The sequence below is a fragment of the Flavobacterium sp. J27 genome, assembly GCF_004303025.1.
Taxonomy (GTDB): domain Bacteria; phylum Bacteroidota; class Bacteroidia; order Flavobacteriales; family Flavobacteriaceae; genus Flavobacterium.
Map to the genome: position 1 here is coordinate 48,464 of NZ_PJQW01000005.1, position 23,716 is coordinate 72,179.

A 23,716-nucleotide genomic window follows, 5' to 3' on the forward strand; every position below is an offset into this window, starting at 1 on the left:
TTTTGTATTCTATATGAATATACGAAAAAACAAATACTTTGGGTTTATCCTTATTTTTTCAATATTATGTATCATCATTTTTATTGGGATTTATTCGCTTTTAAAACCTCAAAAAAGACTAAAAATTTTCACTCCAAGAGACGTTAACCCAGAGCTTGTAGATTCTACCATACAACATATTGGATATAATCATACTATTCCTGATTTTGCCTTTACTAATCAAAATGGAAAACGCATAACACAAGAAGATTATAAAGATAAAATTTATGTTGCCGATTTCTTTTTTACAACTTGTCCTTCTATTTGTCCTAAAATGACAAATAATATGGTTTGGCTTCAAGATAAAATTAAAAACAATTCTGATGTAATGTTGTTGTCCCATTCTGTAACTCCTGATATTGATAGTGTACCAGTCTTAAAAGCCTATGCCAAAGAAAAAGGAGTAATCGATGCTAAATGGAATTTAGTTACTGGAAATAAAAAAGATATTTATTACATAGCTAGAAAATCATATCTAGTAGTTAAGACAGGAAATCCAGAAGAATTATATGATATGGTACATACAGAAAACTTCGTTTTAATTGACAAAAAAAGAAGAATTAGAGGTTTTTACGATGGAACAAATTTAGAAGAAGTTAAAAAACTTTACGAAGATATTCTTTTTCTTTGCCAACAATAAAATATAAATTTTATTTAAAATACTCTTTCAATTTCTAATTATTAGCTACCTTTGTATTTTAATTCAATCTAAATAAGTTTGGAAAAAAATTTATCAGATTTAAAAAAGGGTGAAAGAGGATACATTAAAGAAATAAATGTAGATGAAATCCCTCTAAAATTATTAGAAATGGGCTGTTTGCCTGGTAATTTTATAGAATTAATCCAAATTGCCCCTTTTGGAGATCCTTTTTATTTTAATATCAACGATTCTCATGTTGCTATTCGTAAAGAAACAGCACAACAAATCGTTGTAACTTTAGAAATCAAGATTTAATTCATGCCTAAATCTACCATAAAAGTTGCATTAATCGGAAACCCTAATGTAGGAAAAACATCTGTTTTTAACCAATTAACAGGCTTAAACCAACAAGTAGGAAATTATCCAGGAATTACTGTAGAAAAAAAACAAGGAATTAGTAAGTTATCCGATTCCATTAAGGCTAAAATAATTGATTTACCAGGAACTTACAGTTTAAATGCTAGTTCTATTGATGAAAATGTAGTTATAGAACTACTTTTAAACAAAAATGATGAAGATTTCCCTGATGTAGCTGTTGTAGTAACTGAAGTGGAGAACATCAAACGAAATTTACTCCTTTTTACTCAAATTAAAGATTTAGAAATTCCTACCATACTTGTTATTAATATGGCAGACCGTATGTCATTAAAAGGAATAGAATTTGATATCCCTGTTTTAGAAAGAGAATTAAAAACCAAAATTGCTTTAGTAAGCTCTAGAAAAAAAACAGGTATTAACGACCTAAAATCGTTAATTCTAAATTATGAATCTCTATCAACACAACCTTGTTTAAATGCTTCTGTTATTGATCCAGAATATTTCAATAACTTAAGAAGAGCTTTTCCAAACCAACTTTTATACAAGTTATGGTTAGTGATTACTCAAGATGTAAATTTCCTCAATTTAGAGCGAAATGAAATTAAAAGTACTTTCACAAAATCACATTCCGATTTAAAACGATTACAACAAAAAGAAACCATTAAAAGATATCAATTTATTAATGATACTTTAAAAATTGGTCAAAAAATAGATATTACAAAAGCTTCCGATTTAAGGGCAAAATTAGATCGAATTCTTACCCATAAATTTTTTGGTTATCTAATATTTTTTAGCATTTTAATGGTTATTTTCCAGTCCATTTTTGATTGGAGTAAAGTACCAATGGATTTTATAGATGAAACCTTTACTTCTTTAAGTGCTTATACTAAAAATCATTTACCAGAAGGAGAATTTACGAATCTTCTCAGCGAAGGAATTATTCCTGGAATAAGTGGTATTGTTATTTTCATTCCTCAAATTGCTTTTTTATTTTTATTTATATCCATCCTTGAAGAAAGTGGTTACATGAGTCGAGTGGTATTCCTGATGGATAAAATTATGAAACGATTTGGCCTTTCAGGGAAAAGTATTGTTCCTTTAATTTCTGGAACTGCTTGTGCTATTCCTGCTATTATGGGTGCGAGAAACATTGAAAATTGGAAAGAAAGATTAATAACCATTTTAGTCACTCCATTTACCACTTGTTCTGCACGTTTACCAGTGTACGCTATTCTTATTTCTCTTATCATACCTGAAGAAAGAATCTTTGGTTTTTTAAGTTTACAAGGGCTTACTTTAATGCTCCTCTATTTAATAGGATTTGGAATGGCTGTACTTTCAGCTACCATTTTAAATTATTTTCTAAAATTAAATTGCAAATCCTATTTTGTTATAGAAATGCCTTCTTATAAAGTACCATTATTTAAAAATGTTGCTTTGAATGTCATAGAAAAAACCAAAGCTTTTGTTACTGGTGCTGGTAAAATTATTTTGGCCTTATCTATTGTTTTATGGTTTTTAGGTTCTCATGGTCCAAATAAAAATTTTAAAAATGCAGATACAATTGTTCTAAAAGAGCTCACGGAAAAGGACAAAAATATAACCGATGAAATTTTAGAAAACAAAATTAACAGTTATAAATTAGAACATTCTTACATTGGTATTTTAGGAAAAACAATTGAGCCTGTTATTAAACCTTTAGGTTATGACTGGAAAATAGGTATTGCCGTGATTAGTTCTTTTGCAGCTAGAGAAGTTTTTGTAGGTACTTTAGCTACTATTTATAATGTAGGAAATCACAGTGACGAAGAGGTGACTATAAAAAACAGAATGGCAGCAGAAGTACATCCTGTAACGGGTAAAAAAATATTTAATTTTGCTTCCGGCATTTCTCTATTGCTTTTTTATGCTTTTGCTATGCAATGCATGTCGACCATTGCTATCGTAAAAAAAGAAACCAATTCTTGGAAATGGCCTCTGTTACAATTTGTTTTTATGAGCGGTTTTGCTTATCTTACTGCTTTAGTTGCTTATCAAATTTTAAAATAAGATATGGATTTTCAACAACTTTTAGTTTACATAACACTTGCTATTGCCATTGGATTTTTAATTCGAAAATTTATTTGGAAAAAAAAGAAGCCCAAAAGTTCTAAATCTTGTGGAGATGATTGTTCGTGTCATTAATCCTATTTAATGACTAACTTATACTCACTTTCTTTTATTTCTTGATCTTTTACCCTTTTTGGCAAAACTCCAATAAAAGTGATTTTCTTTTTACTGTATTGATTTGCCCAAGTTACATTTTTGTCTGTAGTTTGTGAATTTACGATTAGCTCTTTTTCTTCTACTAATTCATTTTCTTTATATACAGAAACCACCATTTCAACTTGACCTTCCCATACACAGTTTAATCCTTCAGGACAACGGGAATCTGCTGTAACTTTTTTTAATTTAAATTGATATTCTTGCTGATTTTGACCTATCTGTTCTTTATTCATATTTTCTGATGTATTGATAGTTTCATTTTGCTTAGAAGTACACTGCGTCAAAAAAAGCGTTAAAAAAAGTACGATAGTTTTCATATGTAGCTGTTTATTTGTTTTTTATAATAAATAAAGGTACTGAAATTTTATGACGTAATTTATCTACTGTTGTACCAAACAACAAGTCTTTAATTCCAGAATGTCCATGAGTACCCATCACTAAAATATCAAAACTATTTTCATTTACAATTTTAGGTAATACTTTTCCTGGCCTTCCAAAACCTAATTGCGTTTCAATTTGATACCCCTTATCTACTAATAAAGTTTTATATTCTAACAATAATTTTTCGTCTATGGTCGTTTCATAATCATCTGTATGTTTTCCATACATCATCGCGCCAACCGTTTCCACGACATGAATTAAAGTATATTTTGCTTGAATTCCTCCTAGTTCAAAAGCACTATTTATAGCTAATTCATCCGCTTTACTAAAATCGACAGCTATAGCAATATTTTTTGCTGAATAAGTGTTTAATTCTCTTAATTTTAATTTTAGATTGTGTGGTGAGTGATTTTCAATTTTATGCTTTGCTTTGACAAAAAATGGTTTGAAAACGATATATAACAATAAAAAGAGAAAACCAATAGCCAAAGGAACCACTGTACACCATATTAAAGTAGGATAGTTTGTTATTTGTAACCAACTTTTAATCTCATCAAAAACCAGTTTTCCATTTAATGTTACAATAATTGAAGCTATTAACCAAGCAGCAACTTGAGTGGTTTTGGAAATATGAAATCCTTTCATCTTGGTTTTATCACTCACAAAATGAATTAAAGGAATGATGGCAAAACCTAATTGCAAACTCAAAATAACTTGACTCAGTATTAATAATTTTCCCGTTATATCTTCACCAAAATATAATATAGTTATTACCGCTGGAACAATAGCAAGTAGCCTAGTAATAATTCTTCTTACCCAAGGTTGAATTCGCAGACTTAAATATCCTTCCATAATAATTTGACCGGCCAACGTTCCTGTAATCGTAGAACTCTGTCCAGCCGCAATTAAAGCCACTGCGAATAAAATAGGTGCCCACTTTGTACCTAATAAAGGTTCTAAAAGTTGGTGTGCGTCTTGAATTTCTGCTACTTCAAACAATCCATTTTTATAAAAAGTGGCAGCCGCTAAAATAAGAATCGCAGCGTTAACAAAAAAAGCTAAATTTAAAGCTATAGTGCTGTCTATCAAATTGTATTTCAACGCTTGTTTTATCCCTTTTTTACTTCTGTCAAATTTTCTGGTTTGGACCAAAGATGAATGTAAATATAAATTATGTGGCATAACTGTAGCTCCAATAATACCTATGGCAATATATAGTGCATTTTCATTAGGCAAAGTGGGTATTAATCCTATAACTACTTTTCCAATTTCTGGTTGCGCAAAAAACATTTCAAAAACAAAAGAAAAACCAACTATCGCAACTAACGCAATAATAAAAGCTTCCATTTTTCGAATGCCTTTATTAATTAAAAAAAGTAATAAAAAAGTATCTAAAACAGTAATAATAACACCATCTAATAAGGAAATATTAAATAATAAATTAAGTCCAATGGCCATTCCTAAAACTTCCGCTAAATCGCAAGCTGCAATTGCTATCTCTGCTAAAAAATATAAAATATAATTTATAAATGGAGAATATGTTTCCCGAGATGCTTGTGCTAAATCGCGCTGTGTTACAATACCTAATCTGGCACTTAAACTTTGCAACAACAAAGCCATTACATTGCTCATTAGTAATACCCAGATTAAGGCATATCCAAATTGACTTCCTCCTGCTAAATCAGTTGCCCAATTTCCAGGATCCATATAACCCACACTGATTAAATAAGCTGGTCCAAAAAAGGCAAGAATTCTTCTAAAAGTAGACGCTTTACCTTGTGTAGCAACAGATTCATTAACTTCTTCTAATGATTTACTCATACTTTCTACTGTTATTGTACATATAAGTTAATGGCAATTTTATTGGAAAGAATCATTTCTTTAGCATCTACCTCAACTTTAATTAATTCATCAAACGCCTCTTTTTCTAAAATTTTAATCTCAGAACCTAACGTAATTTTTTGTTTGTCTAAATATTGTAAAAATTCTACAGAAGAGTCTTTTACTCCAACACATTTACAAACCGTATTTAAAGGAATTTCAGATAACAATTTCTTTTCCTGTTTTTTTATTTCACCTTTCTCATTTGGTATTGGATCACCATGAGGGTCAAATGCTGGAAAATCTAAATAAGCATCTAAGCTATTAATTAATTTCTCCGATTTTATATGTTCTAATTCTTCTGCTATTTCATGCACTTCATCCCAAGTAAATTGCAATTTTTCAACTAAAAAAACTTCCCAAAGTCGATGTCTTCTTACTATTTTTTTTGCTTGTATTAAACCCGCATTCGTTAAAGAAACACCTTGATATTTTTTATAGGTAACCACATCTTTTTCTGCTAGTTTTTTCAACATATCTGTTACTGATGATGCTTTTGTATCTAACATACCCGCTATTGCATTTGTATTCACTCCTTTAGGAGAAACTAACGATAAATGATAAATAACTTTTAAATAATTTTCTTCTGAAATAGTCATTTTAAAAATAAAATTTAACCAAATATAATAAATTTATTCTGTTGTTATAAAAAATATTTTTAGTTTTGTCTAAATTTATTTTTACAAAATGAAAAAAATATTTTTTATACTACTCATAATTAATAGTTCTGTTTTTTGTCAAACTAGAATAAAAGGAAGGGTTACTAGTGAAAACGAACCCTTAGCTTTTGCTTCTGTTTTTGTGCCAGAACTTAAAATAGCTGTTACAACAAATGAACTGGGCTATTACATTTTGGAAAATATTCCAAATGGAACGCATGTTGTGCATTTTTCATTTATTGGTTTTAAAACAAAAAAGAAAACTATTCTTCTAGAAAATAATACACCCATAACGCTTGATGTCTTTTTAGAAGAAAATCAAAGTTTAGAAGAAGTGGTAGTAACAGGAACACTTAAAGCAGTCTCACGTTTAGAAACACCCGTTCCTGTAGAAGTTTATACAGCTGCTTTTCTGAAAAAAAATCCAACATCAAATATTTTTGAAGCTTTACAAAATGTAAATGGCGTAAGACCTCAACTCAACTGTAATATTTGCAATACTGGCGATATTCATATCAACGGATTGGAAGGGCCTTATACCATGGTAACAATTGATGGAATGCCCATAGTAAGCGGACTTTCCACGGTATATGGTTTGTCTGGAATTCCAAATTCTTTAATCGAAAGAATCGAAATTGTAAAAGGCCCTGCTTCTTCATTATATGGAAGTGAAGCGGTGGGTGGCCTCATCAATATTATTACTAAAAGTGCAACTAATGCACCATCATTTTATGCGGATATATTTAGTACTTCTTGGTTAGAAAACAATATTGACCTTGGTGCAAAATACAATGTAGGTAAAAAAATTCATGCGCTTTTGGGTCTAAATTATTACAATTACAATCATCCTATAGATAACAATCTCGATAACTTTACAGATGTTACTTTGCAAGATAGAATTTCTGTTTTTAATAAATTTTCTTTCGAAAGAAATAGTGATAAAGAATGCTCTCTTGCTGGGCGTTTTTTTTATGAAGACCGTTGGGGTGGAGAAATGCAATGGAATGAGGGTTACAGAGCTGGTGATGTGGTTTATGGAGAAAGTATTTATACCAAAAGATATGAATTACTAGGAAAATATGAACTCCCTTTTAGAGAACATTTGACCAGTTCTTTTTCTTATACAAATCACGATCAAAATTCGGTATACGGAACAACCGTTTTTCTAGCAAAACAAGAAATTGCTTACGGACAAATTACTTGGAACAAAACCATCCAAAATCATGATTTTCTTCTAGGTGCTGCTTATCGTTACCAATTTTATGACGACAACACTACTGCTACTACAGTACCTGAAAAAAGCAAAATTAGTAGTTTATTCCTCCAAGATGAAATAAAACTAGGCACAAAACACAGCTTGCTCTTAGGTTCAAGATATGATTACCATTCCGTTCATGGATCTATTTTTACACCGCGATTTGCTTATAAATGGAAACCTTCTCTAAATGATATTTTTAGAATTAACGCTGGGACTGGTTTTAGAGTAGTTAATTTATTTACCGAAGAACATGCAGCTTTAACTGGTTCAAGAGAAGTAATTATCACAGAAAACCTAAATCCTGAAAAATCATATAATGTGAATATAAACTATTTGAAAAAGGGAAAAATTAAAGAAAATATCACCTCAGTTATTGAACTTTCAAGTTGGTATACCCATTTTAAGAATCAAATTATCCCTGATTATGACACTAATTCTAATCAAATTATTTATGCAAATTTAAATGGCTATTCAGAAACATATGGTATTACTGGAAATGCAGAATTACTTTTTCCCTTTGGATTAAAAACAATGACTGGTTTTACTTTGTTAAATTCGAAAAATAAAAGAAATAATCAGATAACAACTCCTATTTTAACAGAAAAATTTAGTGCTACTTGGGGAATTTCATATGATATACCTTCGTGGAGAACAACTATTGACTATACTGGAAACGTATACGGTCCTATGCGATTACCTTTAGTAAGCCATTTAGACCCTAGAAAAGAATATTCTCCTTTATGGAGCATACAAAACATTCAATTTACCTATAAGAATAATAGTATGGAATTTTATGGAGGCATCAAAAATTTTTTAAATTGGACACCTAATAAAAATAATCCTTTTTTAATTGCTCGAGCTAATGATCCCTTTGACAAGGAAGTAGTTTTTGATACTAATGGAAATGCAATTGCCACACCAAACAATCCTTACGCATTAACTTTTGACCCTAGTTATGTTTATGCTCCTAATCAGGGTATGCGCATTTTTATAGGATTGCGTTATAAAATAGATTAGGCTGCACTTTCAAAAGCAATGTAGTTTATAAAATTACCATTTTTGTCAAATTTTGGAAAAGCTTCAATTTTACAAAGATACGTTGTTCCGTCTTTTTTATAGTTTAAAATAGATTCTTGAAAAGGAATTCTCTTTTCAATAGCCATTCGTATTTTCTTTCTGGTTTGTATTGATGTCGCTTTTCCTTGAAACATTTTTGGAGACTGTCCAATTACTTCTTTAACATCATAACCTGTCATTTTAACAAAATTTGAAGAAACAAAAACTATTTTAAAATTAGCATCAGTTATTAAAATGGTAACTTTTTTCTTTTTTGTTATTTCTAAATAATTTATTTTTTGCACCCATTTTTCTTGTACATGATTAAATTCCTTTTGTTCAGATCTTGGCAAATTATAAAATTCCCAAGTGGTTAAAGGAAGTGGTAAAAGAGACAGGCGTTCTTGGTATTTTGCCCAAGCTTTATCGTATTCTTTAAGCATAACATATCACTTTACCATTCAAAAATAGTGCATTTCTCCATTAAAATTTATTCTGAGCGGCGGTTTAACGTTTGTTTGACCAAAAAAAAGATATTAATTTCAATATCTTTGAATAGTGAAACACTATGATTACATATTTGCTGGAACAGGTTTGGCTACACTATTAACTGTTTACGAAATGATTTTATCTTCTCAGTTTAAAGATAAAACGATTCTTCTTATAGACCAAAACACTAAAAAAAATAATGATCGAACTTGGTGTTTTTGGGATAAAACTTCTCTTTTTGATGACATCGTTTCTAAAAAGTGGGAAACCCTTGCTTTTATTACTCCTTCAAAAATTCAAAAATGGAATATTAATCCTTATAATTATAAAATGATAAAAGGAATTGATTTCTATGATTTTATTTTCGACATCATCAATAAACAATCTAACATTACCTTTTTAAAAGAAAAAGTAATTGGTTTTGAAGATTTAGGCAACCAATGCCTTGTTACAACCGAAAAAAATAGTTACTCGTCAACACTTGTTTTTAATTCTATTTTTAAACCAAAAATACTTGCCTCACAAAATAAATATCCTTTACTACAACAACATTTTTTAGGATGGTTTATTAAAGCTAAAGAATCAATCTTCAATTCCCAATGTGCTACATTCATGGATTTTTCTGTTCAACAAAAAGAAAATACTCGATTTATGTATGTACTCCCTTTCTCAGATTCTGAAGCTTTAATTGAATATACTTTATTTTCCAAAGACCTATTAGCTAAACAAGAATATGAAGAAGAGGTAAGAAATTACATCGCAAAAATGGGGATTACTGATTATGAAATTGTTGAAAAAGAACAAGGTAATATTCCCATGACTAGTTTTCCTTTTTGGAAACAAAACACTAAAAACATAATACATATTGGTTCTGCTGGAGGTTGGACCAAAGCTAGTACAGGTTATACTTTTAAAAAATCTTATAAACAAGCTAAAACATTAGTTGCATTTATTTTAAAAAGTAAAGGAAATCTTAATTTTAAAAATTATGCTAAAAAAAATAAATTTTGGTACTATGACATACTTTTTATTGATGTTTTGTATCAAAATAATGCGCTAGGTAAATTTTTGTTTACAGCACTATTTAAAAAGAAAAATCCTGTCAAAATTTTTAAATTTCTAGATGAAGAAACGGCTCTTTTAGAAGATTTAGAGGTAATTTGGAAATGTCCAAAACCTCCTTTTTTAAAGGCAGTTTTAACAAGAATAATCCGTTAACAAATTCTACAATTATCTATATGTAAGATATTTACATTAATTTAACTATATTTGTTTTACAACTAAAAAAACTAAACTTACAAATATGATTAAAAAATACTATCTGATTTTAGGTCTGATGGTATCTTTTGTTACACTATTTTCGTGTAGCGATGATGATACAAATTATTCAGAAATTCCTACACCTGAAGTTTCGCCTGTTTCTGTAAATTTGGCTCTAGTGCCTTACAGCAAATTATCAGAATACCATTTCTTTGAAGGTTTATTAAAAAACCAATCTCCATCTCTTAATGTACTACCTTATGCTCCTGCAAGTAGCTTGTTTTCAGATTATGCGCACAAAAAAAGATTTGTTTGGATGCCAAAAAATACAAAAGCAACATATAATGGCGACGATAATACTTTAGAATTCCCAATAGGAACAGCTCTAATAAAAACATTTTATTACGATAATGTTTTACCAAATCATACACAAAAAATAATAGAAACTAGACTATTAATCAGAAAATCTGATGGTTGGAAAGCATATAATTATATATGGAACGAAGATCAAACAGAAGCTAATCTAGACAATAATCAACAAGGTATCTCAGTTCCAATCGAATGGTCAGAAAATGGTGTAACAAAAAACACAACATATAAAATCCCATCACAGAATGAATGTATTACTTGTCATAAAATAAATCCCAATCAAATTGAACATGGAGAAATAACAATTCCTATAGGTGTAAAACCTCAAAATTTAAATCTTGCTTATAATTATGGAGATGAAACTAAAAATCAATTAGAAAAATGGAAAAGTGTCGGATATTTAGACGCTAGCACTCCTACGTCTATTAATGCTACAGTAAATTGGGAAAACACAAATGAAACACTAGAAAAGCGCGTTCGTTCTTATATTGATATCAACTGCGGTCATTGTCATAGAACAGGTGGTCATTGCGATTATGTTAGCATAAGGCTGAATTATAGTAATACCGATTTAAATACTTTTGGAGTATGTATGACTCCTTTATTTAGCATTCCAAATGGACCTTTTGTCATAAATGCTGGAAATGCAGATCAATCGGAAATGATACAAAGGATGAGTTCTACAGAAGAAAGCCTTATGATGCCTTATATTGGAAGAACACTAGTACATGAAGAAGGATTAGATTTAATTCAAACTTGGATTAATAGCTTACCTCCTGATTGCCATTAAAATTAAACAAACAACTTAAAAAACCAAATTATGAAAAAAACTACTCTTATTTTTTTCTTGAGTTTATACCTACATTCATTTGCTCAAGATACTTGCACTTCAGCACCCGTTATAACTGCTGGAACCTATACGGTTGATCAAATTGATGGGACAGAAGTACCTACAAGTTGTGTGAATACTACTAATGCAACAGCAGGTGAATGGTATCAATACACTGCTTCTGCTGATTATACAGTAACTGTAACCACAGATTTACCTATTAATATTTGTAAAGACACACGTGTCCATATTTATAGTGGCAATTGCTCAAATTTAACCTGTATAGCAGGCGATGATGATGCTGGTGTAATTCAATGTAATAGTGGAAATGCAAACTCCTATTTATCAAAAGTGAGCTTCAATGTTACCGCAGGAAATACTTATTATATCGCTTTTGATAATAGATGGAGCGCTTTAGGTTTTGACTTTGAACTTTCTGAAATTCCTATTGTTGCTCCTGTTGTCAATTTTAGTACTCAAACAATCTCAACTAGTTCAAATATCTGTTGTGTTGTTGATATGGATGGAGATTATTTAGATGATATTGTGACCGTAAGTACAAATACAATGACAATTCATAAACAAAAGACAACTGGCGGATTTATTTCATCAACCATTTCATTACCTGGATTAACTGCTACGCCATCTTGGAGTATTGCAGCAGGAGATTATGACAAAAATGGTTTTAACGATTTAGTATTTGGCAGTGGCAGTCGTTTAACTATTGTTAAAGCTGATGCAACAGGAACTAATTATACAGAAGTTCCATATCCACAATATATTTTTACTCAAAGAACTAATTTTGTAGATATTGATAATGATGGTAACTTAGATTTATGGGCTTGTCATGATGTTGCTCAAAGTCATTCCTATAGAAACATGGGGTCTGGAGATCTTGTCTTTGATACTTCTTTAATGCCAACTTTAGCCGTGGGTGGCAACTATCAATCGATGTGGTCTGATTACGATAATGATGGAAACATCGATATGTATCTTGCAAAATGTCGTGGTGGTGCACCTGTTGGAGATGCACAAAGAATCAATCTTTTGTACAAAAATAATGGTGATGGAACTTACACAGAATCTGGAGCATTAGCTGGAATTAATGATGGTTCACAATCTTGGTCAACTGCAATTGAAGATTTTGATAATGATGGTGATATGGATTTCTTATTATCTAATATTTCTGACACCAATAAATTCTATCTCAATAATGGTGATGGCACTTTTACCGATATTTATGCAACTACTGGTATTGATCCGCAAGTAGGTTCTTGGGAAATTCAAGCGGGTGATTTTAATAATGATGGTTGGATAGACTTTCTATGGCAAAACGGAAAAGAAATGTACCTCAATAATGGAGATTTAACTTTTACAGGATATGATTTGAATTTTAGTGAAGGAGGAATTGGTGATTTAAATAATGATGGTTTCTTAGATGTGCAATTTGGTAACACCATTTATTTCAATACTCCTAATACAAATCACTGGATTAAAATTAACTTACAAGGAATAGTTAGTAATCGAAATGGAATAGGTGCTAGAGTTGAGATTTATGGAAATTGGGGAAAACAAATAAGAGAAATAAGAAGTGGTCATGGGTTTAGTCATCAAAGTACTATGAATGCACATTTTGGAATTGGCTCAGAAACAACTGTTGATCAAGTAATTATTAGATGGCCTTCTGGAATTGTAGATGTTATAGATACACCAAATTCAGATCAAGCATTAACAGTAATTGAAGGTTCTTCACCTTTAAGTGTTGCTAACTTTAATAAAGATTGGTTTGAATTGTATCCAAATCCAAGTAGTGATTTTATTAGTATAACTAATTCCGAAAAATTAAATATTAAATCTGTAGCTATTTATGCAATGCATGGTGGTTTAGTTAAAAAGCTAACTGAAGTGGAAACTAAAATTAAAATTAATGATTTAAAAGAAGGCATTTATATAGTAACCTTGGAAACAAAAGAAGGTAAAAAGTTCTCAAGAAATTTCGTTAAAAAGAATTAAAAACAGTGCTAGTATAATTTTTTTTATATTAAGTCATAACAAATCTTTATGATTTAATTAGATATGAAATTATTTAATCTTTGTAACTTTGCAACATTAATTAAAATACAAAAATTATGTATCCAGAAGAAATGGTAAAACCAATGCGTGCAGAACTTTCTGAGGCTGGTTTTAAAGAATTATATACTGCAACAGATGTTAAGAACGAAATACAAAAAGAAGGAACAACTTTAGTAGTGGTGAATTCAGTTTGTGGTTGTGCCGCTAGAAATGCACGTCCAGGAGCAAAAATGAGTTTAGATGGTGCTAAAAAGCCCTCTAATCTAATCACCGTTTTTGCAGGCGTAGATAAAGAAGCTGTTGATGCTGCCAGAGAAGAAATGTTTCCTTTTCCTCCTTCATCTCCAAGTATGGCTTTATTTAAAAATGGTGAATTAGTACACATGTTAGAACGTCATCATATTGAAGGTCGCCCAGCCGAATTAATTGCTGAAAACCTAAAAGATGCATACAACGAGTATTGCTAATCTTCTATATTAGAAAAACGAAAACCATCTTTTAATGATGGTTTTCTTGTTTTATATAGTACCTTTGTTAAAAAGTAATTTCTGTTATGCAAAAGATATTATCTTATCCCATTTCTATTGTATATTATATACTGTTTTTATTTTGGTTGTGCTTTTTTCATATCATTCAATGGATATGTTTAAACGTTTTTGGCTATAATGCCCATCGCTGGAGTGTTGCTATTCTGAATATGTTTTTATTGCGAACTACACACTTGTTAGGAACAACTTATCGTTTTAAAGGAAGAGAAAAATTACCTAAAAACGCCCCTCTAATTATTGTTTCTAATCATCAAAGCTTGTATGACATTCCTCCTTATATCTGGTTTTTAAGAAAATGGCATCCAAAATTTATCAGTAAAAAAGAACTAGGAAAAGGTATTCCAAGTGTTTCTTATAACTTAAAACATGGCGGTTCGGCATTAATAGACAGGAAAGATGGTAAGCAAGCTTTAGCAGAAATAAAAAAATGTGCCGAATTTATCAATAAAAATAATTATTCGGTAGTTATTTTCCCAGAAGGAACAAGAGCAAAAAAAGGAGAACCAAAAACATTTTCTGTAAATGGTTTAAAAATGCTTTACAAATTTGCTCCAGATGCTTATTTTGCACCTATTACCATCAACAATTCTTGGAAATTAGCACGTTATGGAACTTTTCCTTTAGGTTTAGGAAATCGATTGGAATTTCAAGTTCACGAACCTCTAAAAATTTCTGATTATACTTTCGAAGAAATTTTTGAAAAAACTGAAAAAGTAATCACAGATCATATTAAAAAATAAAAACAATGTCAATAAAAAATGTTCGCTTAGAAGTAATGCAGTTTTTGGAAAAGAAAATTGATTCTTTTGTAGAAGAATTTTTAATTCCAGTTGAAAAAATTTGGCAACCTACTGATTTACTCCCAAATTCACAAAATGAAAATTTCTTTGATGAAGTAACCGAATTAAGAGAAATTGCCAAAGATTTACCATATGATTTTTGGGTGGTTTTAGTGGGAGATACTATTACTGAAGAAGCTTTACCTACTTATGAATCATGGTTAATGGAAGTAGAAGGTGTAAACCAAGAAAATGGTGGAAATGGTTGGAGTAAATGGGTTAGACAATGGACAGGAGAGGAAAATCGTCATGGAGATACACTAAATAAATATTTATATTTATCTGGTCGGGTAAACATGAGAGAAGTTGAAATGACTACCCAACATTTAATTAATGATGGATTTGATATTGGAACTAGTAACGACCCTTACAAAAATTTTGTATATACTAGTTTTCAGGAATTAGCAACTTATATTTCTCATAATAGAGTAGCCCAAATGGCTAAAAAATTTGGCGATAACAAATTAGCTAAAATGTGCCGTTTAATTGCTGGTGATGAAATGCGTCATCATCAAGCTTATAGTACTTTTGTAAACAAAATTTTTGAAGTAGATCCAAGTGAAATGATGCTGGCTTTTCAACACATGATGAAACATAAAATTACCATGCCAGCTCATTTTTTAAGAGAATCTGGACAAAAAATAAGCACTGCTTTTGAACAATTCTCAGATGCTGCACAAAGAATCGGTGTTTATACTGCAAATGATTATGTAGACATCATGCAAAAGCTAATTGACAAATGGCAAATTGATAAGATCACAAACCTTACTGACGAAGCAGAAAAAGCCAGAGATTATTTAATGAAACTACCGGCAAGAATGGCTCGTATTTCAGAAAGATTAGTGGTGCCTGAAACCAGTCATGTCTTTAAATGGGTACAACCTGCATTGGTAAAATAAATTCTTTTTTAAATAAAAGAGACAAATAAGCCTTGAAAGAAATAATAGATTTAAGTCAGGAAATATATTCTGGAATGCCTGTTTTTAATGGGCTTCCAGAAGTTTCTTTTACTGTACATGCAACGCATGAACAATGGAATGGAGAACAGAATGCAAAAACAAGTACACCTAGTGTTTATAAACTAGAATTAGGAGAACACACAGGAACCCATGTTGATGCCTTAAATCATATGGGAAAAGAATTTTCAGCATCTTCAATTGATAAAATGCCTCTTTCTATGTTTTATACTGAAGGCATTTGTCTCAATTTTTCGCATAAAAAATTAAAAGAATTAATTACTGCCGAAGATATAGAAAGAGCTTGTGAAAAAGAAAAAATTGAAATCAAAGAAGGCGATACAGTTTTGTTTTATACCAATCATTATAATGTGTATTTCGGAACTGAAAACTGGCCAAACGGTCCTGGTTTAACAGCAGAAGCAACCCGATGGTTAGGCTCAAAAAAAATAGCTGCTTTTGGTGTGGAAACCATGTCCCCTGGAATACCTAAAGTAACCAATAGAGAAGTACATCAAATATGCGGCGAAATGGGTTTTACTCACTATGAAAACATGATTAATCTGGACCAATTGATCTCAAGAGGTCGTTTTCGTTTCATTGCCCTACCTTTAAAAATAAAAGGCGGAACTGGCTCACCAGTAAGAGCTATAGCCGTTTTTGAATAATAGAAATTAAAAGATATGTCTGTAATAGATACTACCATTCTTTTTGTAAAAGAACAACTCCAAAACGCTGAAGGCGGTCATGATTGGTTTCACATTGAAAGAGTGTATAAAAATGCATTACTATTGGCGAAAGAAGAAAACTGCAATCTAGAAATAGTAAAATTAGGCGCTTTATTACATGACATTGCTGATAGTAAATTTCATCATGGAGATGAAACCGTTGGTCCTAAAGTAGCGCGAGATTTTTTAGTTAGCCAAAATGTTGCAGAAGAAACTATTACAGCTGTAATTGCCATTGTTGAAAATATTTCTTTTAAAGGAGGTAATTTTGAAAAAATATATACTTCAAAAGAATTAGAAATTATACAAGATGCTGACCGATTGGATGCTTTAGGTGCTATTGGAATAGCACGTACTTTTAATTATGGTGGTTTTAAAAATAGAGCCATTTATGATCCAAATATTCAACCTAATCTTAATATGAGTAAAGAAGAGTATAAGAAAAGTGAAGCGCCTACCTTAAATCATTTCTACGAAAAACTATTGCTTTTAAAAGATAAAATGAATACCAAAACGGGTAAAAAAATTGCTGCTGAAAGACATCACTTTATGGAACTATTTTTAGCTCAATTTTATGCCGAATGGGAAGGCGAAAAATAATGAAAAAAGCGGTTAAAAATATAACCGCTTTTTTATGATATTAGATGTACTTTTTTATTTAAAGTTCGCTTTTCTTTTTTCTAAGAAAGCTGTGGTTCCTTCTTTAAAATCATCAGTTCCAAAACAAGCTCCAAAATTTTCAATTTCAACTTGATATCCATTGGTACCATCTTCAAAATTAGCATTAATAGCTTTAATGGCTTTAGCGATAGCAGTACTGGAGTTTTTAGTGATTTTTGCTGCAATTTCTTTCGCAAAAGAAAGTAATTCTGCTTGTTCTACCACATGGTTAACTAACCCATAATGCAGTGCTGCAGAGGCATCAATCATACTCGCTGTCATGATCATTTCCATCGCTCTTCCTTTTCCAACCAATTGTGTTAATCTTTGCGTTCCTCCATAACCAGGAATTACTCCTAAAGTTACTTCTGGTAAGCCCATTTTAGCATTCGTTGAAGCAATTCTAAAATGACAAGCCATAGCTAATTCTAAACCGCCTCCTAAAGCAAAACCATTCACAGCCGCTAATACTGGTGTGGTTAAATTTTGTACAAAATCAAATAGTAGTTCTTGTCCTTTTGCGGCTAGTTTACCTCCTTCTGATACAGAAAAATTGGCAAACTCAGAAATATCTGCACCTGCAACAAAGGCTTTTTCTCCACTTCCTGTTAAAATAATAGCTTTTATTGCTATATCATCATTTAACATCTTAAATGCTTCATGTAGTTCTAAAATGGTTGCTTTGTTTAAAGCATTTAATTTTTCTGGTCTGTTAATGGTAATAATAGCTAAGTTGTCTGATTTGTCAATTAAAATGTTTTCCATTTTTTGGTATGTTGTTTTTAAGTATTTTTATTCTAACTAATTTCTTGGTTTTCTGTTATTGGGAATGTTACAAAGAATGTTGTTCCTTCTCCTTCTTTGCTCTCAAATGTAATGGTCCCGTTGTAATTTTCAATGATATTTTTTATGATAGCCAGCCCTAATCCCATACCACTAGATTTTGTGGTAAACTTTGGCTCAAAAATGCGTGCCTTATTTATATCCGAAATTCCTTTACCATTATCATCCACAGAAATAATCACATTATTTTCATTGCTATATACTTTTACAAAGATAATTTTATACTCTTGTTCTTCTGGAATTGCCTGAATCGCATTTTTAACTAAATTAGTTATTACCCTTATTAATTGAGTTCTATCTAAACTCGCAATAATTTCTTCATCAGAAAAACTAAAATGGATAAAATCTTCATTAAAAATATCTAAAGCTAATTGCACCACCTTCACTACATTTAGCGTTTCGTTTTGCTGTGCAGGCATAGATGCAAAATTTGAAAAAGCACTAGCCACGGCACTCATGGTATCTATTTGCTGGATTAAGGTTTTAGCAAAATCATCTAATTTCTCTTTTGCTTTGGCGTCATTTACATCAAATCTTCTTTGATAACTTTGCACCGTTAAACGCATTGGTGTTAATGGATTTTTAATTTCATGAGCCACTTGTTTTGCCATCTCTCTCCAAGCTTGTTCTCTTTCACTTTGAGCTAATTTAGTAGCGCTATCTTCTAATTTATCAACCATATTATTATATGATTCAATCAGCAAATTAATTTCTTTACTACTTTCGTCGAGTTCAATTTTTTGATTTTGCTGATTAAAATTAGTCTCTTGAATTTTATCTGATATTATTTTTAAAGATTTGGTAATATAACTCGATAAAAAATAAGACAAAAAAATCGAAATTAACAACATTACAAAATACACTTGCCCAAATCGAATTAAAAAATTTTTTATTTCATTGTCATAAAACTCAGTGTCTTCCTCGTATGGAAGGTTTAAAATAGCCAAAGGTTTAAATTTATTGTCTTTAATATAACAATATGAAGAACGATAGGGTAATCCATCAATTTTAGTAAATTCTACATATCGTTTGTCTATAGTTCCTTGTAATATTTTAAGTGTGGAAGCATTTATTTCTGGTCGAATGCTATCCATTTGAAAAACTGGTTTTGAAGAAATAATTAAATTTCCTTTAAGGTCAAAAAAATTAATTTCTAAACTATGAATATCAGCAATTTCATGTATTTTTTCTTTAAAAATATATTGAATATTTTCAGTAGTAAGCGGAAAACTGGTATTATTTAAAATGTAATTTATGTTTTCAATAATGGCATTTTCCTTTCGTTCTAAACGATCCTGATGATATTCACGTGCTTCTTTTTTAAATTGATAGTACGAAACAAATGCTATTAAAATAGAAGCAATTAAAGTTAAGAATATCATCGATAAAAATATTCTTAACCGTAACGAAATATGCTTTATATTAAAAATTGCGTACACTTTTTTATTTTTCTTTAGTATTTTCTCGAATGCGTTTATAGAGTTTAAATCCTAACATAATTAGTATAGAAAAAACCAGTATGCCAATAGTTCCGTAGATCCAGCTCATTTCATTTTTGACAATTACTAAAAAAACGATAGCAAATAGAATGATGGTGGCTCCTTCATTCCAAATTCTAAAAAAATTAGAACTATGTTTTACTTTATTCTTTTGTAATTGCTTAAAAATTTGATGGCATTTTCCATGATAGATATACAACAACAAAACAAATGCCAATTTGATATGCATCCAAGATTGGGTTAACCAAATTTCTCCAGATTTTGTAAAAAACAACATCCAAAATGCAAAAATACTAGCTAAAATAGCACTTGGCCAAGTAATAATATACCATAAACGATATTGCATTAATTGATATTGTTTAATTAGAATATCTTGTTCTGGTTGCTCCTTCTGCTTGGCTTCCGCATGATAAACAAATAGTCTAACCATATAAAACAAGCCCGCAAACCATGTAATAACAAATATTAAATGTAATGCTTTTATATAATTATATTCCATCTTGTAAAAATGTTAATTTTCGATTCATTTCTCTTTTTAAAAAGAATCCTGTTACTAATGTAGATAAAATATCGGCTATTGGAAAGGCAATCCAAACTCCAAAAATACCATATATATTTGGTAAAACTAAAATTAAAGGGATTAAGAAAAAACCTTGTTTTGTTAACGTTAATAAAAGAGCAGGAATGGCTTTCCCTGCTGCTTGAAAATAAGCAGCTCCTATTAATTGAATCGCAATAATTGGTGATGCAGCAAAAACCAAACGTAACGCATTTGGGGTTTCTTTAATGATGGTAGAATCTTTAGAAAAAATAGCTACAATTGGTTCTGCAAAAATTAATATTGCAATAAAAATTACGGTTGCTAAACCAGCAGCCCATTTTACAGAAGTAGAAATCGTTTCACTAACACGTACATAATTTTTAGCTCCATAATTATATCCAGCAATAGGTAAAAAGCCTTGAGTAACTCCTAAAATAGGAAATAATGCAAACATCAACATCCTACTTATAATACCATATATTGCTACCGAAATTTCTCCACCGTGAATAAACAACGTATGATTTAAAATAATAGATAAAATAGCCACAACTCCTTGTCTTGCAAAAGTTACAAATCCTAAAGAGGAAATTTCAGAGACAATTTTATACTTAAAAGTATAATGATGCCATTGGGGTTTTAATTCACTTTTAAAAATAAAAAACCATAAAATAAATGCAAAACACATAAAATAGGATAAGGAGGTAGCTAAAGCAGCACCAAACATTCCTAAATTGAGAGTTTTAATAAAAATAATATCTAAAATAATGTTTCCAAAAGCAGGAATAATCATGGCAATCATAGCAAATTTTGGTTTTCCTTCTGCTCTTATTACTGTATTTCCCATCATACACAAACCTAAAAATGGGACTCCATATAAAACTGGAATAAAAAACGCCATGGCTGGTTTCATTATTTCGCCATTAGCTCCAAATAGTAATAATACTTCCTTAGAATAAAACAAACCAATTACCACAGAAATTATGGCCAAGCCTAATGTCATCATAATCTGATTTCCAAAAGTCTGCAAAGCTTTTTCTCTGTCATTTGCTCCCAATGCTCTAGAAATGATAGAACTTCCACCAATTCCTAAAGCCATCCCTAAAGAAGAAATTAAAAAAGTAATGGGTAGCACAACAGATACAGCTGCAATAGCTAAGGAACCTAGCCATTGTCCTACAAAAATAGTGTCTACTAAAATATTAACCGACATAAATAATATTCCAATAGAAGCTGGTACCGATTGCTTGACTAATAATTGTTTGATAGGTAATGTGCCTAAATCTGTGGAAGAAACTGCCATTTTTTTTATACTTCAGGTTGTAATGCCCATTGGTCTACCCAACGACTTAATGTTTTTACCCAATCATCATTATCATTTAAACAAGGTATGTTAAAGAAATTTTCTCCTCCATTTTCTTTAAAACTGTGAGCAGCTTCCATTCCTATTTCTTCTAATGTTTCTAAACAATCTGAAACGAAAGCGGGAGTAACGACAGCTAAGTTTTTAATTCCTTTTTGTGCTAATCCATCTATAGTTGCATCCGTATAAGGTTGTAACCAAGGATCTTTTCCTAATCTAGATTGAAATGAAGTGCTGTATTTTCCTTCTTCTAGTCCTAAAAAAGTGGCCACTTGTTTTGTTGTTTCATAACATTGATGGCGATAACAAAATTCATGTGCTTTAGAAGGTGTATTACAACAACTGCCATCTATTTTACAATGCGATTGAGTAATATCACTTTTTTTAATGTGTCGTTCTGGAACACCATGATATGAGAAAAGCAAATAATCTGCCTCAAAAGTATCCACTGCCTTTTGAATCGAATTCGATAAATCTCTTATGTAATCTTTTTGATTATAAAAAGCGGGTAGAATTGTAAATTCCATGGAAGGAAATTTTTCTTTTCTAATTTTCTCTGCTAATACTAAAATTGTTTCAGTTGTAGCCATAGCAAATTGAGGATAAAGTGGCAACAATAAAACTTCAGTAACCCCTTTATCATGTAATTCTTTCAATCCTGTTTCTATACTAGGGTTACCATAACGCATTGCTAAAGAGATCGGCACACTTACGTTTTCCTGTATTTTATTTTGCAATCTTTTGGACAAAACAATTAGTGGCGAACCTTCTTTCCACCAAATTTTTTTATAAGCTGCTGCCGATTTTTTTGGTCGGGTATTCAAAATAATTCCTTTTACTAAAAACGCTCTTAATAAGTAGGGAACATCGATTACTCTTTCGTCCATTAAAAACTGATCCAAGTATTTTTTTACATCTTTAACTTCTGTACTGTCTGGCGAACCTAAGTTAACTAATAATACTCCTTTTTTCATTTATTTTTATTCTTTCGTAATATTGTTTCTATTTGATAAAAGTACCTAATCACACTTTATTCTTGTTACCTTTATCTTCTTTTTTAATTATATCAGTATTGCAAAAAGTAATATTAAAAACTAATTACACATTTAAATTTAAATTCATTAAATATTTTTTAGGGGTAATCCCAAATTTTTTCTTAAAAGCAGCAATAAAATGACTTGATGTACTATAACCTACTTTTAAACCTACTTCATTTACATTATAAGAACCAGAATCTAACATTTTTCTGGCATATTCCATTTTATAATCAAACAGGAAACTATACACACTATCTCCATAAATTTGCTTAAAGCCTACTTTCAATTTCTTTAATGTAAGACCTACCTTGTCTGCAAGTTCTTGTAAACCTGGAGGCTCTGCCATATTTTCGATAACAATTTCTTTAGCTTTCTTAATTTTCAAAACATTTTCTTCATCTATCAAAAAAGGACAATGTTCTGCATTGGGGTCTTCATTTTGATTGAAATACAAACTCATTAATTCATATCCTTTTCCTTTTAAATATAAATTTTTAATGGACGAATTTTGATTATAATGAAAAATCTGGTTTAGAACAATAGCCATAGACGGACTTATATCTTCTTCTCCATAATATTTTTTATCTAAATTTTCCTGACTTAAAAACGGAATCACGTCTGCTTCATTAGAAAATAAAGCATGAAATTTTTTTATCGAAATCAACATTGAAATAATCCATGTTTTAGGACTCACTTCTAAATGTAATGGTAATTCCTTTTGAGGATTGTAAAGCAAAAGTGATTTTTCCTCATTTAAATCCAATGCATAAGTTCCTTGATTAAAAATAAATTTTGCTTTGCCTTTTACATTAAAGTGAAACTGGATTAATCCAGTTTTTACTTGTTTTTCAACTCGTTCCATGGTATCTGAGTCATTTTGAAAACGTAGTAAGGTAAAGTCTGGTTCAATTTTTATTTCTTCTAATGAACTCATAGCGTTGTTTTTTTAGTTAAGAAAAAGCTTTCTTAAATTAAAGTTATTTAGATTGGTTATAAATAAAAAACTTCTCAATAACCAATTTTACTACAAAAATAGTGCAAATACAAAAAACAAATCATAAAATTATTAAAAAATCTGCAATCGACATAAAAAGTACTTTGAGCGTTATTTTTAAAACAATCAGTATA

The 23,716-nt window shown here is 30.4% G+C and carries 23 protein-coding genes; 13 read left to right on the top strand and 10 right to left on the bottom strand.

What is annotated here, in order from left to right; translation table 11 throughout:
* Window positions 1–13: 13 nt before the first annotated feature.
* From CX675_RS08195 to CX675_RS08210, 4 genes are all read left to right on the top strand, one after another.
* Window positions 14–679 (top strand): SCO family protein, encoded by a 666-nt coding sequence (locus tag CX675_RS08195; RefSeq protein ID WP_130734751.1) that lies wholly within the window; start codon window positions 14–16, stop codon window positions 677–679.
* A gap of 78 nt (window positions 680–757) precedes the next feature.
* Window positions 758–994 (top strand): FeoA family protein, encoded by a 237-nt coding sequence (locus CX675_RS08200; protein ID WP_130734752.1) that lies wholly within the window; start codon window positions 758–760, stop codon window positions 992–994.
* 3 nt (window positions 995–997) lie between these two features.
* On the top strand, window positions 998–3,106 hold the full coding sequence (feoB, locus tag CX675_RS08205) for a ferrous iron transport protein B (RefSeq protein WP_130734753.1): 2,109 nt from the start codon (window positions 998–1,000) through the stop codon (window positions 3,104–3,106).
* Between the two features lie 3 nt (window positions 3,107–3,109).
* Window positions 3,110–3,241, top strand: a complete 132-nt coding sequence (locus tag CX675_RS08210; protein WP_130734754.1) for a FeoB-associated Cys-rich membrane protein — start codon at window positions 3,110–3,112, stop codon at window positions 3,239–3,241.
* 2 nt (window positions 3,242–3,243) lie between these two features.
* On the opposite strand, the gene CX675_RS08215 is transcribed toward CX675_RS08210, so the two are convergent.
* The 3 genes from CX675_RS08215 to CX675_RS08225 are packed head-to-tail and all read right to left on the bottom strand — an operon-like array spanning window position 3,244 to window position 6,183.
* Window positions 3,244–3,639, bottom strand: coding sequence for a hypothetical protein (locus tag CX675_RS08215; RefSeq protein ID WP_130734755.1), 396 nt, complete (start codon window positions 3,637–3,639; stop codon window positions 3,244–3,246).
* A 10-nt stretch (window positions 3,640–3,649) separates the two neighbouring features.
* The gene (locus CX675_RS08220; protein WP_130734756.1) at window positions 3,650–5,524 is read right to left on the bottom strand and encodes an Nramp family divalent metal transporter; all 1,875 of its coding nucleotides are present in this window, start codon (window positions 5,522–5,524) and stop codon (window positions 3,650–3,652) included.
* 11 nt (window positions 5,525–5,535) lie between these two features.
* Window positions 5,536–6,183 (bottom strand): metal-dependent transcriptional regulator, encoded by a 648-nt coding sequence (locus tag CX675_RS08225; protein WP_130734757.1) that lies wholly within the window; start codon window positions 6,181–6,183, stop codon window positions 5,536–5,538.
* Window positions 6,184–6,271: 88 nt separating this feature from the next.
* On the opposite strand from CX675_RS08225, the gene CX675_RS08230 reads away from it, so the two are divergent.
* Entirely contained in the window at window positions 6,272–8,518 is a 2,247-nt protein-coding gene (locus CX675_RS08230; RefSeq protein WP_130734758.1) for a TonB-dependent receptor, read from the top strand.
* Here the strand turns inward: CX675_RS08230 and CX675_RS08235 are convergent.
* Window positions 8,515–9,000, bottom strand: coding sequence for a PAS domain-containing protein (locus CX675_RS08235; protein ID WP_130734759.1), 486 nt, complete (start codon window positions 8,998–9,000; stop codon window positions 8,515–8,517). The genes CX675_RS08230 and CX675_RS08235 overlap by 4 nt on opposite strands.
* A 115-nt stretch (window positions 9,001–9,115) precedes the next feature.
* Here CX675_RS08235 and CX675_RS08240 point away from each other — a divergent pair, with 115 nt between their 5' ends.
* The 8 genes from CX675_RS08240 to CX675_RS08275 all read left to right on the top strand — a co-directional run bounded on the left by CX675_RS08240 (window position 9,116) and on the right by CX675_RS08275 (window position 17,248).
* Window positions 9,116–10,264, top strand: coding sequence for a lycopene cyclase family protein (locus CX675_RS08240; RefSeq protein WP_130734760.1), 1,149 nt, complete (start codon window positions 9,116–9,118; stop codon window positions 10,262–10,264).
* Window positions 10,265–10,349: 85 nt separating this feature from the next.
* Window positions 10,350–11,465, top strand: coding sequence for a hypothetical protein (locus CX675_RS08245; protein WP_130734761.1), 1,116 nt, complete (start codon window positions 10,350–10,352; stop codon window positions 11,463–11,465).
* A 30-nt stretch (window positions 11,466–11,495) separates the two neighbouring features.
* Window positions 11,496–13,517 (top strand): FG-GAP-like repeat-containing protein, encoded by a 2,022-nt coding sequence (locus CX675_RS08250; RefSeq protein WP_130734762.1) that lies wholly within the window; start codon window positions 11,496–11,498, stop codon window positions 13,515–13,517.
* Between the two features lie 116 nt (window positions 13,518–13,633).
* Window positions 13,634–14,044, top strand: coding sequence for a BrxA/BrxB family bacilliredoxin (locus CX675_RS08255; protein WP_130734763.1), 411 nt, complete (start codon window positions 13,634–13,636; stop codon window positions 14,042–14,044).
* A gap of 86 nt (window positions 14,045–14,130) precedes the next feature.
* Window positions 14,131–14,865 (top strand): 1-acyl-sn-glycerol-3-phosphate acyltransferase, encoded by a 735-nt coding sequence (locus tag CX675_RS08260; RefSeq protein ID WP_130734764.1) that lies wholly within the window; start codon window positions 14,131–14,133, stop codon window positions 14,863–14,865.
* A gap of 5 nt (window positions 14,866–14,870) precedes the next feature.
* Complete coding sequence (locus CX675_RS08265; protein ID WP_130734765.1) at window positions 14,871–15,863, top strand: acyl-ACP desaturase; 993 nt, start codon at window positions 14,871–14,873, stop codon at window positions 15,861–15,863.
* Between the two features lie 32 nt (window positions 15,864–15,895).
* Window positions 15,896–16,588, top strand: a complete 693-nt coding sequence (locus CX675_RS08270) for a cyclase family protein (protein WP_130734766.1) — start codon at window positions 15,896–15,898, stop codon at window positions 16,586–16,588.
* Window positions 16,589–16,603: 15 nt separating this feature from the next.
* Entirely contained in the window at window positions 16,604–17,248 is a 645-nt protein-coding gene (locus CX675_RS08275) for an HD domain-containing protein (RefSeq protein ID WP_130734767.1), read from the top strand.
* A 54-nt stretch (window positions 17,249–17,302) separates the two neighbouring features.
* Here CX675_RS08275 and CX675_RS08280 read toward each other — a convergent pair whose 3' ends face one another.
* The 6 genes from CX675_RS08280 to CX675_RS08305 all read right to left on the bottom strand — a co-directional run bounded on the left by CX675_RS08280 (window position 17,303) and on the right by CX675_RS08305 (window position 23,522).
* The gene (locus CX675_RS08280; RefSeq protein WP_130734768.1) at window positions 17,303–18,073 is read right to left on the bottom strand and encodes an enoyl-CoA hydratase/isomerase family protein; all 771 of its coding nucleotides are present in this window, start codon (window positions 18,071–18,073) and stop codon (window positions 17,303–17,305) included.
* 32 nt (window positions 18,074–18,105) lie between these two features.
* The gene (locus CX675_RS08285; RefSeq protein ID WP_130734769.1) at window positions 18,106–19,533 is read right to left on the bottom strand and encodes a PAS domain-containing sensor histidine kinase; all 1,428 of its coding nucleotides are present in this window, start codon (window positions 19,531–19,533) and stop codon (window positions 18,106–18,108) included.
* Between the two features lie 61 nt (window positions 19,534–19,594).
* Window positions 19,595–20,149 carry a CopD family protein gene (locus tag CX675_RS08290; RefSeq protein WP_130734770.1) on the bottom strand — a complete coding sequence of 185 codons (555 nt, stop codon included), beginning with the start codon at window positions 20,147–20,149 and terminating at the stop codon, window positions 19,595–19,597.
* Window positions 20,139–21,491 carry an MATE family efflux transporter gene (locus tag CX675_RS08295; RefSeq protein WP_130734771.1) on the bottom strand — a complete coding sequence of 451 codons (1,353 nt, stop codon included), beginning with the start codon at window positions 21,489–21,491 and terminating at the stop codon, window positions 20,139–20,141. Before CX675_RS08295 ends, CX675_RS08290 begins: the two co-directional genes overlap by 11 nt.
* A 5-nt stretch (window positions 21,492–21,496) precedes the next feature.
* A complete protein-coding gene (gene hemH / locus CX675_RS08300; RefSeq protein WP_130734772.1) occupies window positions 21,497–22,525 on the bottom strand; it encodes a ferrochelatase in 1,029 nt (342 codons plus the stop codon).
* Window positions 22,526–22,649: 124 nt separating this feature from the next.
* Complete coding sequence (locus CX675_RS08305) at window positions 22,650–23,522, bottom strand: helix-turn-helix transcriptional regulator (protein WP_130734773.1); 873 nt, start codon at window positions 23,520–23,522, stop codon at window positions 22,650–22,652.
* Window positions 23,523–23,716: the final 194 nt, after the last annotated feature.

Excerpts from the sequence above, each read along its gene's own strand:
- CX675_RS08195 (WP_130734751.1), top strand. The coding sequence starts at position 14 with ATGAATATACGAAAAAACAAATACTTTGGGTTTATCCTTATTTTTTCA.
- feoB (WP_130734753.1), top strand. The coding sequence starts at position 998 with ATGCCTAAATCTACCATAAAAGTTGCATTAATCGGAAACCCTAATGTA.
- CX675_RS08210 (WP_130734754.1), top strand. The coding sequence starts at position 3,110 with ATGGATTTTCAACAACTTTTAGTTTACATAACACTTGCTATTGCCATT.
- CX675_RS08215 (WP_130734755.1), bottom strand. The coding sequence starts at position 3,639 with ATGAAAACTATCGTACTTTTTTTAACGCTTTTTTTGACGCAGTGTACT.
- CX675_RS08220 (WP_130734756.1), bottom strand. The coding sequence starts at position 5,524 with ATGAGTAAATCATTAGAAGAAGTTAATGAATCTGTTGCTACACAAGGT.
- CX675_RS08225 (WP_130734757.1), bottom strand. The coding sequence starts at position 6,183 with ATGACTATTTCAGAAGAAAATTATTTAAAAGTTATTTATCATTTATCG.
- CX675_RS08230 (WP_130734758.1), top strand. The coding sequence starts at position 6,272 with ATGAAAAAAATATTTTTTATACTACTCATAATTAATAGTTCTGTTTTT.
- CX675_RS08235 (WP_130734759.1), bottom strand. The coding sequence starts at position 9,000 with ATGCTTAAAGAATACGATAAAGCTTGGGCAAAATACCAAGAACGCCTG.
- CX675_RS08245 (WP_130734761.1), top strand. The coding sequence starts at position 10,350 with ATGATTAAAAAATACTATCTGATTTTAGGTCTGATGGTATCTTTTGTT.
- CX675_RS08250 (WP_130734762.1), top strand. The coding sequence starts at position 11,496 with ATGAAAAAAACTACTCTTATTTTTTTCTTGAGTTTATACCTACATTCA.
- CX675_RS08255 (WP_130734763.1), top strand. The coding sequence starts at position 13,634 with ATGTATCCAGAAGAAATGGTAAAACCAATGCGTGCAGAACTTTCTGAG.
- CX675_RS08260 (WP_130734764.1), top strand. The coding sequence starts at position 14,131 with ATGCAAAAGATATTATCTTATCCCATTTCTATTGTATATTATATACTG.
- CX675_RS08265 (WP_130734765.1), top strand. The coding sequence starts at position 14,871 with ATGTCAATAAAAAATGTTCGCTTAGAAGTAATGCAGTTTTTGGAAAAG.
- CX675_RS08275 (WP_130734767.1), top strand. The coding sequence starts at position 16,604 with ATGTCTGTAATAGATACTACCATTCTTTTTGTAAAAGAACAACTCCAA.
- CX675_RS08280 (WP_130734768.1), bottom strand. The coding sequence starts at position 18,073 with ATGGAAAACATTTTAATTGACAAATCAGACAACTTAGCTATTATTACC.
- CX675_RS08285 (WP_130734769.1), bottom strand. The coding sequence starts at position 19,533 with ATGATATTCTTAACTTTAATTGCTTCTATTTTAATAGCATTTGTTTCG.
- CX675_RS08290 (WP_130734770.1), bottom strand. The coding sequence starts at position 20,149 with ATGGAATATAATTATATAAAAGCATTACATTTAATATTTGTTATTACA.
- CX675_RS08295 (WP_130734771.1), bottom strand. The coding sequence starts at position 21,491 with ATGGCAGTTTCTTCCACAGATTTAGGCACATTACCTATCAAACAATTA.
- hemH (WP_130734772.1), bottom strand. The coding sequence starts at position 22,525 with ATGAAAAAAGGAGTATTATTAGTTAACTTAGGTTCGCCAGACAGTACA.
- CX675_RS08305 (WP_130734773.1), bottom strand. The coding sequence starts at position 23,522 with ATGAGTTCATTAGAAGAAATAAAAATTGAACCAGACTTTACCTTACTA.